General features: G+C 64.6%; 8 protein-coding genes. 1 reads left to right on the top strand and 7 read right to left on the bottom strand.

The window, feature by feature from the left end:
• Nucleotides 1-243: 243 nt before the first annotated feature.
• The 5 genes from P9849_RS01550 to P9849_RS01530 form a co-directional block, all read right to left on the bottom strand.
• Entirely contained in the window at nt 244-5,880 is a 5,637-nt protein-coding gene (locus P9849_RS01550) for a polymorphic toxin type 24 domain-containing protein (RefSeq protein ID WP_278267991.1), read from the bottom strand.
• 554 nt (nt 5,881-6,434) lie between these two features.
• Entirely contained in the window at nt 6,435-9,335 is a 2,901-nt protein-coding gene (locus P9849_RS01545; protein ID WP_278267990.1) for a LamG-like jellyroll fold domain-containing protein, read from the bottom strand.
• A 62-nt stretch (nt 9,336-9,397) separates the two neighbouring features.
• Nucleotides 9,398-11,200, bottom strand: coding sequence for a hypothetical protein (locus P9849_RS01540; protein WP_278267989.1), 1,803 nt, complete (start codon nt 11,198-11,200; stop codon nt 9,398-9,400).
• Nucleotides 11,201-11,532: 332 nt separating this feature from the next.
• Entirely contained in the window at nt 11,533-11,817 is a 285-nt protein-coding gene (locus P9849_RS01535; RefSeq protein ID WP_278267988.1) for a hypothetical protein, read from the bottom strand.
• Between the two features lie 92 nt (nt 11,818-11,909).
• Nucleotides 11,910-12,803: a glycerophosphodiester phosphodiesterase family protein gene (locus tag P9849_RS01530; protein ID WP_278267987.1), complete on the bottom strand. Its 894-nt coding sequence runs from the start codon at nt 12,801-12,803 to the stop codon at nt 11,910-11,912.
• 50 nt (nt 12,804-12,853) lie between these two features.
• Here P9849_RS01530 and P9849_RS01525 point away from each other — a divergent pair, with 50 nt between their 5' ends.
• Nucleotides 12,854-14,176, top strand: coding sequence for a DUF445 domain-containing protein (locus P9849_RS01525; RefSeq protein WP_278267986.1), 1,323 nt, complete (start codon nt 12,854-12,856; stop codon nt 14,174-14,176).
• 50 nt (nt 14,177-14,226) lie between these two features.
• Here the strand turns inward: P9849_RS01525 and P9849_RS01520 are convergent, their stop codons facing one another.
• Both P9849_RS01520 and P9849_RS01515 read right to left on the bottom strand, forming a co-directional pair.
• Nucleotides 14,227-15,147, bottom strand: coding sequence for a hypothetical protein (locus tag P9849_RS01520; RefSeq protein ID WP_278267985.1), 921 nt, complete (start codon nt 15,145-15,147; stop codon nt 14,227-14,229).
• A gap of 202 nt (nt 15,148-15,349) precedes the next feature.
• Entirely contained in the window at nt 15,350-15,994 is a 645-nt protein-coding gene (locus tag P9849_RS01515; RefSeq protein WP_278267984.1) for a phospholipase, read from the bottom strand.
• Nucleotides 15,995-16,171 lie beyond the last annotated feature (177 nt).

Here is a 16,171-nt window from a genome sequence, read left to right as displayed (position 1 = left end):
CTCTCAATTCGACTAACGTCCCCGTTGTGAAGCTCCTTCCACTGAACGAAAGACTTGTCCGATGTAAGAAATTCCACAAGCACGCAATCATCTCTAACCAGAAATTGCGGGACTACAATATCCAGGAAAATCGACGCATTCGTTGTTGACAGATGATTTGCCATGTACGCAAGCGGCCTCGCCGGAGGAACCAGGGAGTAGGCCCAAGATCTAAATTTCGGCAATAGCTGCACATCAAAAGCTTTAGGGTAGTCCATTCAATTCCTCCGGTGTGGCGGGGCGCACGTTGCCACTTGTATTTATGTACGTTTCCCCCGTCTTTGGATTAGTGTGCCTCTCGAATTCCATTACGTGGGGCGTATCAACTTTATTATGGGATGCACCCTGGACGTCCACCCGCTTCTGCGGTAAACCATCCGCTCCGTAAACCTGGTAACTTGTCACTCTACCACTAGGGTCTTGGCGGAATAGGGTTTGATTGGGCTCGGCAGAACGGGGGAACTTTCCCGACACCCTTTTAGCACCCTCCAACACAGAGCGTGCCGCCACCTTCTCGGTCGCTTTAGCGACACGCATTCCCGCCTTAAGCGCTTTGCCGCCCACAGGAACGGCGCCCAGGACTGCTCCCCCGAGCCCTCTAGCCAGTGCTCCCCCAACGTCGTTGGGGTTTTCGTTCAGGCCGTCTGCAATGCTACCTACCGCGTACAGAACTGTGACGGCCGCACATATACCGTTGGGTGTATTGCATGCGAGGTCCTGAACCCAGGAAAGGACTTCAGTCGCATTGTGAACGAACGACTTTGCAGTTTGTTCGGCGACCTTCTTTACAGGATTCGCAGTTGGAAGGTTCCCGATCGTAGCGGCGCCCGTGTATCGCCAGTAGGGGTTGCTCGTACCGTAGTAGTAGTTTCCAGGGCCTCCCGGTGCGACGGTCAGAGTTCCGTACTGGGCTTGCTCCCACTTCTTGCCGTAGTCCTTGATCGGGCCCTTCGTGTGGTTGATCGGCACGTTGGGACGCGACTCGTACCCGTTGCACACGTCACATAGGAACAGGCCGCTGGGGTCCGAGAAATTGACCGGGTCAGCTCCCGAATACATGTAGGGGCTGAAGAGCCGCTGATCAGAACGTTCAAGGATTGGGTCCGGCGCAGTGAAGACACCCAGCGTCGGGTCGAGTTCTCGGGCGCCCACCTGAACGAGCTTCGACTGCGAGTCGGCCAGCTTTCCGATGTAGCCGTTGACGGCGCCGAACCCGGCAGGGTTGGCGGCATTGCTTCCCACTCCGCGAGCGCCAGCTGGCGCGGCCGCGAAAGCGGCGTTGGCGACCGCCGATTGGGTCGGGCCACGGGCCAGACCGTACGGATCAGTGAACCTGACGACAGCGGTGGTACCGGCAGTCGCGGTCGTGGGCAGGACCATCGTCTGGCCGGTGTTCACCCGATCACTCAGGATGACAGTCAGCTGGGAAACCCCGGATTTGGCTGTGCGCTCGGCGACTGCCTTCCCGGCGAAGCTGTACGACCGCGTTGCGGTGACAGCGCCGGCCGTCGTGGCATGCGCCGTCGTCATTCCCAGAGTGAACGTCGTTCCAGTCCCGTCGGTGATTCCGATGAGGTCTCCACCGGCGGTATAGAACCGCTGAGTGTCACCTGTCGCCGTCGACGCAGGCGGGTTACCCGAAGCACTGTTCGGGTTGGGGTTACCAGACAGCGTGGTGCTGCCTGACGTGCCGGCGAGCTTGCCGTCCGCCGTGTAGTTCAGCGTCTGCCCGGCCCTCGTGGTCATCCGTCCCGCAGCGTCCCACCCGAACGACGCGGAAGTCGCAGTCCCCGTGGCGGGGGTGCTCGTCATCCCGGACAGACGGTGGCCGGTTCCCTGATAACTGTAAGCCTCAGTGGACGCCAGGGCACCGGTGGGACCGAAGCGCTTGACCTGGGCACGATCTCCACCTGCCGTGTACGTGTAGGTCTGGGCGTAGGCCGCAGGCCCTCCGAGGCCGGTGACGGAGGTGGCGCTGGATGCCGGGGCGGCACCGCAGGCGGCGGTGGGGCTCCAGGCAGCAGCCAGACGATCCGCGTAGTCATAGGCGAAGCACTGATTGTCGACCGGCTTATTGGTCCGAGCGGACCACGACTGATTCCGGTTGGTGATCTTCCCTGCGGCGTCGTACTTGTAGCTCGTCTTGCCGAGGTCGGCGATCACGCCCTTGGACTTGTTGTCACTCCGAACAGCGACAACTCGCTGCGTGGTCGCGTCATAGTCGAAGTAAGTGGCTGTGGTGCCGACGGTGGGGTTGGTCGAATAGACAGAGTTCTTGTCCCACTGCTGGAAGGACCCCAGCCAGCCCAGGTTGTTGTAGGCACCGTTCGTGGCGATGTTGTCGCCGAGATTGCTTTCGAGGGCGATCGGCCGATCGGCGCTGTCGTAGGACGACGTCAGGGTCTCCGCCGCCAGGCCTCCCAGGGCCGGGATGCTCTGGGTGTTCGGAAGACCATTCTGTCGATAGCTTGCGGTCGTGGTGTACGTTCCGGCGAAGGTTCCCAGCCCGGATGGAACGGTCACGGTGGACGTTCCCGGCTGGTTATTGGCGTTGTAGTTCGCGTAGGTCGAGATGACGGCCTGATCGTAGTTCGTCCCGTTGTACCGGGTTTCGGAACTGAGCTGACCCTTCTTCTCGCTGTCGTAACTCCGGGTGACGAGAGTCTTCTCCGTACCCCCACTGACCGCCACGGTCGTCTTGACCGACCGGTCCAACGCGTCATACTCGTTCTTCGTGACCGTGCCGAGAGCGTCAGTGGTGGTCGCCAGCCGACCGCTCGCATCGTAGCTCAGCGAACTCGCGCCGGCATCCGGGTCAGTGGCGGAGACCTGGCGCCCCGCGGCGTCGTAGGTCCAGCTCCACGTGTTGCCGGCGACGTCCTTCATCGAGGTCATCTGTCCGAGCGTGTCGAAGGTGTACGTGCTGGTGTCCTTCGCCGACGCTGTGGTCGGGCCGCGGAACAGAACATTCGCCACAGCGTTGCCATCGAGGTCCGTCACGCTTTGCTTCGCCGAAGCCGCAGCTGTGCCTCCCGGAGGAGTAGGGCCGGTGCTGGTGACCGTGTCGGTCCCCGCGTACGCCAGCGTGCTGGTCCACAGGGTTTGATTGTCATTGGCCACGTCCGAGGTCGTTGTGACACGTCCTGCGGCATCGTAGGCGTAGGTGGTGGAGGACGGGACCGCGATGGTGGGGATGAAGAGCGTCCCCGACGGCGCATTCGTCATGTAGTACTCGTGGACGCTCTTGGCGAGATCTCCAGCACTGTTGTAATACGTGTCCGTGGCGATGGTGCCACCGATCGGCGAAGCCGTCTGCGTCTGACGGGCACGGCCCAGCCCATCGAAGATCGCATACCCGCTGACGATCCCACCCGAGTTGTTGACCCGATCGGTTTTGATGGACGACGGCGCCGTCTGCGACACCGCGTAGGTGATGGCGAGCGACGGAGTGGGATAGTTCGCCTTGGGACGAAGCGCGTCCCACTGCTTGACCAGGCGTCCGGACGAATCGTATTCACTGGTGGACACGTTGCCGTTGACATCCGTGGCGGTGAGGGCCGAACCGCGGGAGGCATCGAACGTCTGGCTCGACGTCCAGCCCAAGGGATTGGTGGAGGTCACCGTCGTCGGGAGGCCTGTGGCGGGACTGTAGGTCGTGGCGGTGACCCGGTCGGTCCCGGTGGTCGGATCGGTCGAGCTGATAGCCCGGCCGAGCGAGTCATAGCCGATGGTGTCGCCCGTGAGCCACGTCGACACCGACCCACCGTTGGTCTCAGTCGCCGTGTCGGTACGGGTCACCTGGCCCTTGGTGGGAGCCTGATACCCGTTGCTCCCTGGATCAGCGGAGGCCGAGGAGTCGTACAGCGTACGCGACGCGGTCAGAATATCCCCGGTGCTGGTGCCGCCGGAGCACTCACCCTTTCGCGTGGTCTGAGTGGCGGGCAGCCCCAGGAGATTCGCGCCTGTGTTGTCCGCAAACACCGTCAGCTGGCACGAGGCATCCGTGCCACCGGTCTGCGCGGTGTTGCTCGTGGCCGTGACACGGCCGTAACCGTCGTGGGTCAGGGTCGTGGTCCGGGACCTGGCCCCATTGATGGGAGCCGCCGTCTGACCGGACGCCTGGACCGTCTTCTGGGTGGCAACCCCGATGTGGCGAGCAGTTGCCGAACCCAGCGCTGCGGTCGACGTCGCCGTCGGCGACGAGGCCCAGGGGACGGTGATGGAACTGGACAGGCGCGTCGTGGTGTCGCCGAGGAAACTCTGAGTCTCCACCTGCATGCCCGTCAGCCACGGCGAATCCGTGATGGCGGTGCCATCGGTGGTGGTCACCGTGGACGCTCTGGTGCCGCCACTTGAATCAGACGGGGTGCCGTCCAGTCCTCTCAGATACGTGGCGATCGACGTGGGATTCGCCGTGCCCGAATTGTTGCCCTTGATGGTCTTCACCTGAGCCCACCCGGCCGCCACGGACCAGGTCATGTCCGTGCCGCCCTTGCCCGTCACGTATTTCTGTTCGGGGTACTTCCAGGCGGGGGTGCCGATGTACTGGTACCGCGTGAGCATGTCGACTCCGCCACCCGGGCCCGCGGCGATGCCGATGGCTGCCACCGGGTAGATGTGGAAGTAATCGGTACGGGCAGTCTCAGGAATCGGAGTGGTCGGAGCCCACCGCTGCGGGAAACAGCGCTTGTTATTGGTCTCAGGAGACGCGGGCAGATTCGTCGGCGTGCATTCCGCCGCGAGGTAGCTTACAGACACCACGCCACCGGTGGGCAGTTTGATTCCGGAGATGCGGTAACGGTCCAGGGGCGCCTGGCCATCCACTACCCACACCCTGTTCTGCAGCGTCTGGCCGGAGAACACCACAGCGGGATCGGTCACAGCTGTGCGGCCCGACGTCGTATCCGCGGCGGTGTGCGTGACGGAGCCCAGCCAGAGGGCGGGCTTGGTCCCATCGCCCGGGTCCGGGAAAGTGTGTGCCAGAGTCCAGGTGTCGATGTTCTGGTAAGCGGAGCCCACCAGCGTCTTCGTGGTGATGGTCTGCAAGCGCTGGTCTGAGTAGAACGTGGGCGACTGCATCTCACACGTTCCCGAGGCGGTGCACGAGTACGTCGCGGGAATGTCGCTGCCCTTGCTGCAATCCGTCCCGGTGCAGCGTCCGGTGTAGCTGAAAACGTACTGCAACGGGGCCGCGTTGGCCTCGAGCTCGTCACCGGAGCGCATCCCGTAGTCGACCCTGATCGGGCGGGAGGACCGCACATAGGACAACCGTGCTCCGGTGCCCTTCTGAGAGGCGTAGAAATTGGTGTCCTGCGCGTAGTAGACCGCCTGAGAATTGCCGTGGACATCCACGACGTAGTCGAGATTCCACGCAGCCGCCTGCTGACAGAGGGAGGCGCCGAAGGATCCTGCAGCGCACGGTTGGCTGGAGTTCGCCGCACCCACGGGGACCGTGTCCACCGAGTTGGTCGTCGCAGATCCGTTGGCCCATCCGGGAAGCTTGTTCCGTCCGAAGAAATACTGGGTGCCCGCGGTGTCGGTCAGTTTCCAGTACCCGCCGTCGTAGGAACCGTTCTGGCCCGATCCGGTGAGGTACTCGATCTTAGTGTTGTCATCGTTCTCGAGCTTGAAAACGCCCGACGCGGCGTCCTTGATGATTTTCCCGGAACGTCCGCCGAACGCGATGGAAAACGACTGTCCGCCCTTGTTTCCGCAGAGGTCGTAGGAATCGGCGACGTCTTGGTCCAGGCACGAACCGAACTTCTGCCGGATCGAACCCAGTCCTGCAAGAACCCACCCGTCTCCGACCGTGCTGGCCTGGTTGTTGGTGGCCGCCGTCAATCCATCCACGCGAGAGGAATCGTACGACAGAGACAGAGACGGTGATCCACCGGCGGGCGCTTCGCGGCCCGGCAAGGGATACGACCATGTGAACCCACCCGTCTGGGACGTGGATCCCCACTGGGAAGCGCCCGTTCCGGGGAGGGCGGAGAAGTCACCCGCGCCTTTGTCATTGGTCGGCGATGCCACGGTCCGGGGCTGGACGGCGGTGGCTTTCCGCCCGGACTGGGAGAACGACGCCGGCACGACCGTCACCGTGGATTGCCCACCTTGAGCGATCGGAACCGAAACCTGCTCTGTCCCTGCCACGCGGCCTCGTCGGTCGTGCGTCTGCGTTGCGCCCGAGAGGAAGGGCAGCCCCTTCGATTCCCCGCTCGGAGCCCACGGCACCGCCGACACCGCCGGCAGGTCCTGGGCTTTCAACTGCTCTTGAGGCGACCCGCCAGTGTCCGGGAGGGAGTACAGTCCCGCACTTGCGAGAAGCACCGCCGCCACCGAGGAAGCGGCGAGCGCGCCTTTCAGACCTTTGAATGTCCTCGCGGGGAATCTTCTACTCATCTCATCAGCCCTTGTTCGCCGTTGTCGTTGAAGCTGCTCGTCAGATTCTTGATCTGTTCAGCCGTGAGGATGCCCTGGGCCAGCACGGGACGGTAGATCGAGCCGAGGAACTGGTCCTGAGTGGATGTCGAAAGATACCCGAGCCGAACCGGCTGCGCTGCCGAGGAGGCAAGGAACCGGGTCTGCGCTGTTGCGGTGATCCACGTCGTCACTTGCCCGCCGCTGGTCACGGTGATCCGCAATTGCTGGTTCAGAGGGTCATAGGCGCTGACCACGTAGGCCCACTCACCGTCCTGGATACCGCCCGAAGCGTTGTTCAGGACGCGGGAATCGGCCGTAGCACTGGTCCACCCCTGCAGGCCGAACTGTGGCTTGTTCGCCGCGTCGGGCAGAATGCCCAGCCGCGCCCCAGGTCCTCCCGAAGCCGCAACCTGGGTGATCACCGATCGGGTGCCGGTTCCGCCTTGCGGCTTCACCCACGCCGCTGCCGTGAAGGCTTTGGACGTGTCGACGGCGCCGCTTGCAACGTCGCCTCTGTCCCCCGCCGCTGCGAACTGGAGCACCTTGCCGCTCCGCTGGTCTGCCGTATCGGGACAGAGTGCCACATTCGGCGAACCGGAGTTGCACACCGCTTGATCAGCCCAGGCGGCTCCACCGGAGACCGTCACGGGCTGCAGGTCATGGGGCAATGGCGCCTGAGCCCCCGTCGACAGCGTGTATGTGGTGGCGCTGGTGCTCTCTTTGAGGAGATTGACGTTGCCGGCGGTGTCGACCGCCCACGCACTGATCACCGTGTTCTGGTCGATCGGACTGACGTCAATCGTTGCCTTGTTCGATGTGGCACAGACGGAGACGAAGGGGCCGCTACGGGTGTTGCACGCCATCGAGACCGGGTGCGACGTCACCTGGCCGTCCTTGGTCACGGCGTAGATGAACTTCTCCACGCCATACTCGCCGCCGTCACCGAGGGTGAACGAAACAGTGTCCTGTCCTGGAACAGCCGACGTAGAGCCTTGGTTCGGACCCGTCGACGTCACGGGGAAGCCACCGGACGGGGTGATGGTGGGCGACTCGGGTGGAGTCGTGTCCACGTAGAAGATGAAGGTCATGGTCCCGGAGCTGTAGCCCTGGGCATCTGTCGCAGTGGCCGACAGCACGTATCGACCGTCGGGGAGCGATCCTCCCTGCCAGGTGAAAAAGGTGCCGATCGTCGGGGACCCCGGTGCCGACGTCCCCGAGAACATCAGGGCGCCGTTAGCGGCCTGGGTCACCTTCATGGACACCGTGATGTTGCCTCCGACCGCTCCATCAGGATCGCCCGAGCGAACCCTGTAGAAAGGCGCAGAGAACCTGGTGACATACCGAGACCCCGTCGCGCCCGGTTCTCCTTCCCAGAGACCACCGTCAATGCCGTAGATCGTGGGAGTGGTTGGCGGAGTGTCATAAGTGACGGTCAAGGTCGCAGCGTTGCTGAACCGCTTCCAGCCCAGGGAGTCGGTCTCGTCGTCCGCTTTGAGGCCCACCGACCACTGCGCATCCGTGGACAATGCGCTCTTGGCAGCTCCCATGTCAAAACCGACGGTTCCCGCCGGGCAAGACCCCGAATTGCCCTTGGCGACATTCGCCGTGCTGAATTTCGTGCCCCATGCCGGTTGCGAATTCCACGTCGTTCCGGCACCGACGGTGCTTGTCGCGTATGCGGTCACTGGACGCGCCGTGCACGACGGCGACCACACCTCAGTCGTGTTCATGACCGCTTTGATGACCTTCTTGCCTGCCAGGGCCGACGTCGTGAACTGATAGTGTCCACGCGTCACATGGGAGGCGCCATAGGTGTAATCCCATTCGGGAGGCAGATACCCGACGTGTACGCTGCCATCCGAGCCCCCACCGCCATTCCAATAGGACATGGTCGGCCAGAAAGAGTCCACGTAGGTGTACCCGTCACGGTTGGTGGTCCAGTCCGGATCCACGAACACAGGGAATGTCAGCTTCTTTGCCGACAGAATGCCACTCATCCCCAGCTTCTGCACTTGCTGGTCCCCCTCAGCGCCCAGGCTCAGACTCAGCGGGTAGACCAGTCCCGGGCCACCAGGACCCGACGCCGTCGAACCTTCCCAGGAAGAATCCCACCACTGGCCTTCAGCTGTCTGCAGCGCCGCCTTGCCGTCAGCGGTCACCGCCACAAGGCCCTTGCCGTCACCGCGGTCCTTCACTGTGGCGCCATCGGCATGAAGGAAAAACCTCATCTGTGCAACCCGCGGATCCGACAGCGCATCACGCGTCTTCACCTTCAAGACTTGCGACACACCGGTGGGCCGGGCCAGCTGTACAAGATCGACACCCGGCAGAACCTCGGAGTATGTCGCAGTGTCACCTTCGACGACGGGCTCGGGCAGAGTGCCGAAAGGCCACTTCTGCGTCACGGCTGCGCCACGATGATCGCCCACGTAGGCCATCACATCGGAGCCGCCTTTGGCCAGCGACACATCGGCGAAGACGTGTTCCGGAACGAGCCGTGGCTTACCCTCCTGGTCGACGGACTTGAGGTCGGTGTCGATCTGGTGCCACGTCGTGGCTTCTTTGACCCGGACCGGCTCGGAGGAGATCTCGGACTTCACCGTCCCATCAGGCTGGGCGGTCGTCACCGATGACTCGGTCGTGAGCGAATCCACCACGACAGGAGAACCCGTCTCCTTGGCCTCCTTGACGGCGGCGGCCTCCGCCTTCCCCAACGACGGCGACTCTGCTGGAACCTGTGAGGACGCGGCCGGAGATCCGCCTGGCCCAGATGACGGCGCCTCCTCCGCATACGCAGGCGTCATCCCTGCGGAAAGACAGGCGGCGACGATGGCCGCCGACATGATGCGGAAGCGGCGGCTTTTCAGTGATCCCACGCTGTGCTCCTCAAGCTCAAAGTGGTTCCGGTGGTTCCGGAAGGTGATGGATGGTGGGTTGTTCAGGGGGTCGAGTCGACGGTGTAAGCGAAGGACATGATGCCGGATCGATAGCCCTGCGCATCGGTCGCGTAAGCCTCCAGGACGTAATCGCCGTCCGCCAGGGTGCCGCCTTGCCAGGTGAAGATCGTTCCGTCAGCCGGCGAACCCGAAGCCGTCGTGCCCGAAGACCTGACCGCTCCGGTCACGCGCTCCTTGACCGTCATGGTCACGGTGATGCCACCGCCCGGAGCTCCGTCCGGGTCGCTCGCCCTGACCTTGTAGGACGGGATTGGGACGGCAGTGACATACCGGGATCCCTGCGCGGACGGCTGCCCGTCCCAAAAGCCCCCATCGATCGTGAAGATCGTTGGTGTGGTCGGTGGAGTGTCATAGGTGACCACCAGGGTCGCTGTATTGCTGAACCGCTTCCATCCCAGGGCGTCGCTCTCGTTGTCGGCCTTCAGTCCGACAGACCATTGCGACGTCGTTGACAGCTGCGATGTGGCGGCCCCCATGTCGAAAGCCACTGAACCGGCCGGGCACGAGGCAGAGTATCCCTTGGCCACGTTCTGGGTGCTCACCTTCTGGACGAAGGCGGGCTGCGCGTTCCAGGTGGTGCCGGGTCCGACAGAGCCCGTCACATAGGCGCTCACTGGACGCGCTGTGCACGTCGGCGACCACGTCTCGGTGGTGTTCAGCTTGGCGGAGATGATTTTCTTCCCGGCGAGCGCCGAGGTGTTGAACTGGTAGAACCCCCGTGTGACGTGAGAGGCCCCGTAGGTGTAATCCCATTCCGGAGGCAGATAACCGACGTGGACCGTACCATCGGCACCGCCGGAGCCGTTCCAATACGAGACCGTGGGCGTAAAGGAATCGACGTAGGTGTAGCCGGAGCGGCTCGTACTCCAGTCCGGGTCCACGAAGACGGGGAACGTCAGCTTCTTCGCCGACAGGATGCCACTCATACCCAGTTTCTGCACCTGCTGATCGCTCTCAGTGCCAAGGCTGAGACTCAGCGGATGCCGCAACCCCGGCCCACCAGGGCCCGAAGCGGAAGAGTCCTTCCAGGAGGAGTCCCACCACTGACCCTCAGCGGTCTCGAGCGCTGCCTTGCCTTCGGCGCTCACCGCCACAAGACCCTTCCCATCACCGCGGTCCTTCACGGTGGCGCCATCGGCGTGAAGGAAAAACCTCATCTGCGCAACTCGCGGGTCCTTCAACGCCTCCAGGGTCTTCACCTTGAGCACCTGTGAAACACCGGTGGGAGTGACGATCTGGACCAGATCCACATCAGGGAGGACTGATCGATACGTCGCGGTGTCCCCCTCGACGAGAGGCTCCGGGAGGGCTCCAAAGGGCCATTTCTGAGTGACGGCGGCTCCCTTCCGGTCGCCGACATAGGACATGACATCCGAACCGCCCTGGGCGATGGCGATGTCAGCCACTGCGTTCCGGGGAACCAACCGGCGTTCCCCGCTCGCTACCGCAGACCTGAGCGTCGTATCGACCGGGCTCCACCCGTCGGCGCCCTTGACACGAACAGGACGCGAATCGAGCTGGGCCTGGAAAGTGCCGTCCGGAAGTGCGACAGTACGCGAAGTCTCGGTGGTCAGAGAGTCGACTTCAAATGCTGAACCGGATGCCTTCGCCTTGCGCGCAGCCTGCTCAGTGGCGCTCGGCGTGTCGACCCCGGCGTCAGGGCTTTTCGCCTGAACCGCGCCCGCTCCCACCACCAGGACGAGCGGAAGGCCGAGGCCTGCGATGAAAAAAGAGACAGCACGATGTAGCGGCTTTCGCCGGAAAGTCCCCAATATGATCCCCATGAAGTTGTGCGAGTGGCAGGCTTCAGGCCCTCCTCTGAAGCCATTGATGAGTGAACCATATGACGTCGATCACGCGGTGACAAGACAAATGAAAACATTCCACCGGTATGTTTTACGACGGCATGACTGAGCTCTACACATTGACCATGGGCACGTTGCAGCTACCTCGCCGAGCAGTGCGGGCTTCTTCCAGGCGCGTCGGCGGGCCGCTTCGAGGTGAGCACCTCGACGCCGAAACCCACGCCACCGTCGTCATCCACAACCCGGATCCGGATGCGGCGACAGCCGGTCAAGTCCCGCTTCACACCCCACGAAAGCGAGGCAATGACGACTTAGCCCACTTCGCGGGCTCCGATGGCTCTCAGAACGTCCGCGAGCCACACAAGACCGTAACCGACGGCGTTCTCCGGATCATTAACGAGAGAGCTCAGATTTTCAGTGCATTCTGAGTACTGCCCGACAGTGAGCTCCGGTGGGCCGGCGAGCACGTCCCCTTGGAGGCGAGGAGGGATGGACCAGTAGTAGTCCACGCCAAGGTCAACAACATCGTCCCCGTTGGCTGCGCGCTCAAGGAGTATCTCAAACGCCTCTCGCAATAGGTCCTTGGTAACAGTCACTGCGTCTGTCCTTCCGCTCCAGCATTCTTCCACCCCCGTGACACGACGCGCCGAAAAGGCTGAGTGCTCCGAGCTGCGGCCCGAACCCCCCCTCAGACCGCCGGGACCTCGCCCAGCGCCACGGAGATCCGCCGCAGCACCTCGGCCGGGCGGTTGGTGGTGATCTCCTGGATGCCGAAGGTCACGCAGTAGTCCACGTCGGCGTCGTCGTCCACCGTCCAGACGCGGAAGCGGCGACCGTCCGCCAGCCATTGCCGCGCCTGGTCGGCATGCGCCTTCAGGTAATCGATGCCGGGGCCCGCGATGCCGGCGACACCGTCGTCCAGCATCCCCTCGGCCCGCTGCACCGCGGCGCGGAGCACGAGCGCGACCGCACTCGCCGCCAGGCCGCCCAGCTGCAGGTCCTCCTTGACCTCGTCCGTGTCGACGTCGTCCACCAGCTGGCACACGGCCTCCGCCGGCAGGGTCTCCAGCAACTGGTCCGTGGCCTGCGGATCGAAGCTCATGAAGGAGACCCGGATGTTCCCGAGCAGCCCGGTCGACGCCTCCCAGCCGCGCTCCGAGAGCAGTTCCAGCGTCTTCTCCTCCAGCCGGAACCCGAACGGCGAGGGGTGCTTGAACTCGATCGCCAGCCCGATCCGACGCCCGGCGCCCGCCAGGATGTCCAGGAGCTCGCCCAGGGTCAGGAACTGCTCACTCGGGGAGCCGAACTCCTGCGGGATCATGGCGCCCTTCCACGAGTGGAAGTCCAGTTCGCGCAGCTCTTCGAGGGTCTTCTCAGCCACGGGCCCGGTGCCGTTCGACGTGCGGTCGAGGTCGTCGTCGTGGAGCAGCACCACATGGCCGTCCTGGGTCAGGTGAACGTCGCACTCGACACCGTCCGCCCCGTCCGCGATCGCCTGCAAGTAGGCGGCGCGGGTGTGCTCGGCGAAGAGCTCGCTGGCACCCCGGTGAGCGTAGACGAGAGGACGGCTGTTCTGAGTCATGGGATAAAGCTACCCACATTCGTGTCAGGGCAGGGGCATAGGGTGGAGGCATGGACGTGAACACTGCGCCAATTTCCCAGGACAGCGGGTCGCTGCCCTCACCGGGTGACGCCGCCAAGGCCGCCGCGCTGGCCCGGATGAAGGGCATCGCCCTGGCACTGCTCATCGCCCTGGCCGTGGTGTTCGGGGTCTCCTTCGCGCTCCAGCACCAGTATCCGTGGCTGGCGTATGTCCGGGCCGCAGCCGAAGGCGGGATGGTGGGCGCCCTCGCCGACTGGTTCGCCGTCACCGCGCTCTTCCGTCATCCGATGGGCCTCAAGATCCCCCACACCGCGATCATCCCGCGCAAGAAGGACCAGATCGGTGCCTCGCTGGGCGACTTCGTCGGCACCAACTTCCTCTCCGAGGACGTCATCCGCACCAAGCTCGCGGCCACGGATCTGGCCCGCGCGCTGGGCCGCTGGCTCTCCGGCACGCACGACGACGGCGCCCCCGCCGCGGGTCCGACCGGCGCCGACCGCATCGCGAAGGAAGGCGCGGCCGCCATCCGCGGTCTCTTCACCGTCCTGCGGGATGACGACGTCCAGGCCGTGGTCGAAGCAATGGTCCGCAAGCACGTCGTCGATCCGCCGTGGGGTCCGCCGGTCGGCAAGCTCGCCGAGCGGGTGTTCGAGGAGGGGCACCACCGGCACCTCGTGGACCTGCTGATCGACCGGGCCGCGGACTGGGTCGGCCGGAACCACGAGACGGTGAACCGCCTGGTCAGCGACCGCTCCCCGCTCTGGGTGCCCGGGTTCGTGGACTCGCTGGTGGGCGACAAGGTGTACATCGAGCTGGCGAAGTTCGTGAAGGGCATCCAGGCGGACCCGGATCACCAGGTGCGCCAGGCCATCGACACCTACCTCAAGGAACTGGCCCAGGACCTCCAGCACGATCCGGCGATGATCGAGCGTGCCGAGGGGATCAAGGCGCAGATCCTGGGCGATCCCCAGGTCCGCGACATCGCCGGCCGCACCTGGGAGACCGTCAAGAAAGCGCTCCTGGAAGCCGTGGACGACCCCCAGAGCGAGCTGTACCAGCGCTTCGTTGGCGCGATCCGGGACTTCGGCCGTCGCCTGGTGGACGACCCCGAGCTGGCGGCCAAGGTCAACACCTGGGTGGCCGACATCGCGGCGTACGTGGTGTCCAACTACCGCGACCAGATCACCGGGCTCATCACCGACACCGTGGAACGCTGGGACGCCGAGGAGACCTCACAGAAGATCGAGCTCCAGGTGGGCCGCGACCTGCAGTTCATCCGGATCAACGGCACCGTGGTCGGGTCACTGGCCGGCCTGCTCATCTTCACCGTCGCCACGCTGCTGCTGGGCTGAGGACGCGCGGGGTCGGGCCTCGGGCCGACCCCTGTTGAGGAGGGCCAGGCTCAGCGCGGGGTGGCGGTGTCCGGCCCGTCCGTTCCGTGCGCGTCCACTCCGGAGGCGCCGGGGAGCTGCCGATCGTCGCTCGACGGGTCCAGCTCCAGCGGTGCGTGCTGCGGGAGCTGCGCGTTCGACGGGAGCTGCGCGGCGCCGTCGTCGGCCGGGAGAGCGGGCTGCTCGCCGAAGGGGGCGACGAGCGGGAGCGCCCCGAAGGCTTCGCGGGTGTTCGCGATGACCGCGCGGCCCATCAGCAGGTTGCCGCCGCCGCCCATGACGGCGCCGACGCCGAACGGCAGGAGCCGTCCGAAGAACGCGCCACCCTGCTTCTTGACCAGGGACTTCAGGAACGCCTTCTGGATGGCGGCCTTCACGGGTTCGAAGGTGGCGGCCGACGTCTTCTTGGTGAGGACGCTGCCCCAGACCTGGCTCGCTCCCCCGCCGCGGCCCATGCTCTGGCCGGTGAACGCACTCAGCAGCGAAGTGCCCTCTTCGCCGAGCATGATCGCCATGACCATGGTGCGGGCCTTTTCGGGGTCGGTCACCCGGACACCGTGGAGCTCGGCGACGCTGGAGGCGAAGAGCGCGGTGGCCTCGAGGAACGCCGCGGTCGCGACGCCGGACACGGCCAGTGCGGTCCCGGTGCCGACGCCGGGGATCACCGCGGTGGCGCCGGCGCCCGCACCGGTGGTCGTGACGGTCGCGAGGTACTGACGCTCCAGGCGGACCACGAGTTCGGCGAGCGAGGCGTTCGGGTGCTTGCGGCGCAGCCGTGAGATGTGCCCGACGACGAGCGGACGCTGCACATCGACCGCCTTCAGCAGGACGTTGTGGACACCGGAACGGGGCTTGCCCTGTTCGTCGAACATGGCGTTCTGTGCTGCGTTCTGAGCGATTCCCAGGGCGGGGTTCTTCTTGCGCTTGGCCATGGCCCTAAGCCTAGTCCGCGAGGGGCCCCGGTCGAGGAACGAGATCGGGGAGCGGACTGGGCGCTAGTCCGCGAGGGGCCCCGGTCGAGGAACGAGATCGGGGAGCGGACTGGGCGCTAGTCCGCGAGGGGCCCCGGTCGAGGAACGAGATCGGGGAGCGGACTGGGCGCTAGTCCGCGAGGGGCCCGGTCGATGAACGAGATCAGGAGGCGGCTTCGGCGGGAGCAGCGGAGTTGAGCACGTAGTACTTGAGGAACGCGTTCACGTCGACCATTTCCTGCACCGCCATGTAGTGGCCCAGCCCGGGGTAGCTGCGCGAGGTCAGCGCCGTGTTCTCCTCCAGCCACTCCTCCGTGAAGAGTGTGGCGTCCTCGTTGATCACGAGGTCCTCCTTGTCACGGCCCCAGAAGAAGGGCGGCCGCTGCTCGAAGGACTCTGTGAGGGCGAGAAGGTCGTTGTCGAGGACGAATCCTGAGAGACCCACCGTGGCACGGAACTGCTCGGGCCGCAGCCTCAGGAGGCTGCTCGCCATCGCCATCCCCTGGGAGAACCCGAGGAGCGAGACACTGCTGTGCTGCGCCTTGATCCCGTCCAGCCAGGCGAGCACCTGGGTGCAGGACGCCATGACCTGGGAGAAGTCGTTGGTCAGGAAGTAATCGAGCAGAAACCACCCGTGCTGGTCGCCGATCTCCATCACACCTTGAGGCGCCGCACAGGTGAACTCCTGCGGCAGGTGAGGGAACAGTTTCTCCATGCGTTCCGGCGAGGATCCGTAGCCGTGGAACAGCAGCAGCAACGGCGTGCCGGCTCGCTCGGATTCCGGCTTGGACCACAGGACCTTCTCCATGGCCCTAAGCGTAGTCCGAGGGGTCCCCTGCCGAGGCACGAGGCCGGGGAAGGACGCAGCGGTAGTCCGAGGGGTCCCCTGCCGAGGGAGGGAGCCCCTCACCCCCCGATTCCACCCGATCGTATCCGTTTTCTCCCACCCACCCCTTGACTTCCAAAAACAAACACAGATAAAGTC

This window comes from Arthrobacter sp. Y-9 (assembly GCF_029690065.1).
Classification (GTDB): Bacteria; Actinomycetota; Actinomycetes; order Actinomycetales; family Micrococcaceae; genus Arthrobacter_E.
The sequence above is the reverse complement of the archived record's forward strand: the minus strand, read 5'-3'. Positions and strand labels throughout refer to the sequence as shown.

What these genes read in the sequence shown, in the direction of transcription:
- P9849_RS01540 (WP_278267989.1), bottom strand. Translation starts at nt 11,200, where the DNA reads ATGGGGATCATATTGGGGACTTTCCGGCGAAAGCCGCTACATCGTGCT.
- P9849_RS01530 (WP_278267987.1), bottom strand. Translation starts at nt 12,803, where the DNA reads ATGACTCAGAACAGCCGTCCTCTCGTCTACGCTCACCGGGGTGCCAGC.
- P9849_RS01525 (WP_278267986.1), top strand. Translation starts at nt 12,854, where the DNA reads ATGGACGTGAACACTGCGCCAATTTCCCAGGACAGCGGGTCGCTGCCC.
- P9849_RS01520 (WP_278267985.1), bottom strand. Translation starts at nt 15,147, where the DNA reads ATGGCCAAGCGCAAGAAGAACCCCGCCCTGGGAATCGCTCAGAACGCA.
- P9849_RS01515 (WP_278267984.1), bottom strand. Translation starts at nt 15,994, where the DNA reads ATGGAGAAGGTCCTGTGGTCCAAGCCGGAATCCGAGCGAGCCGGCACG.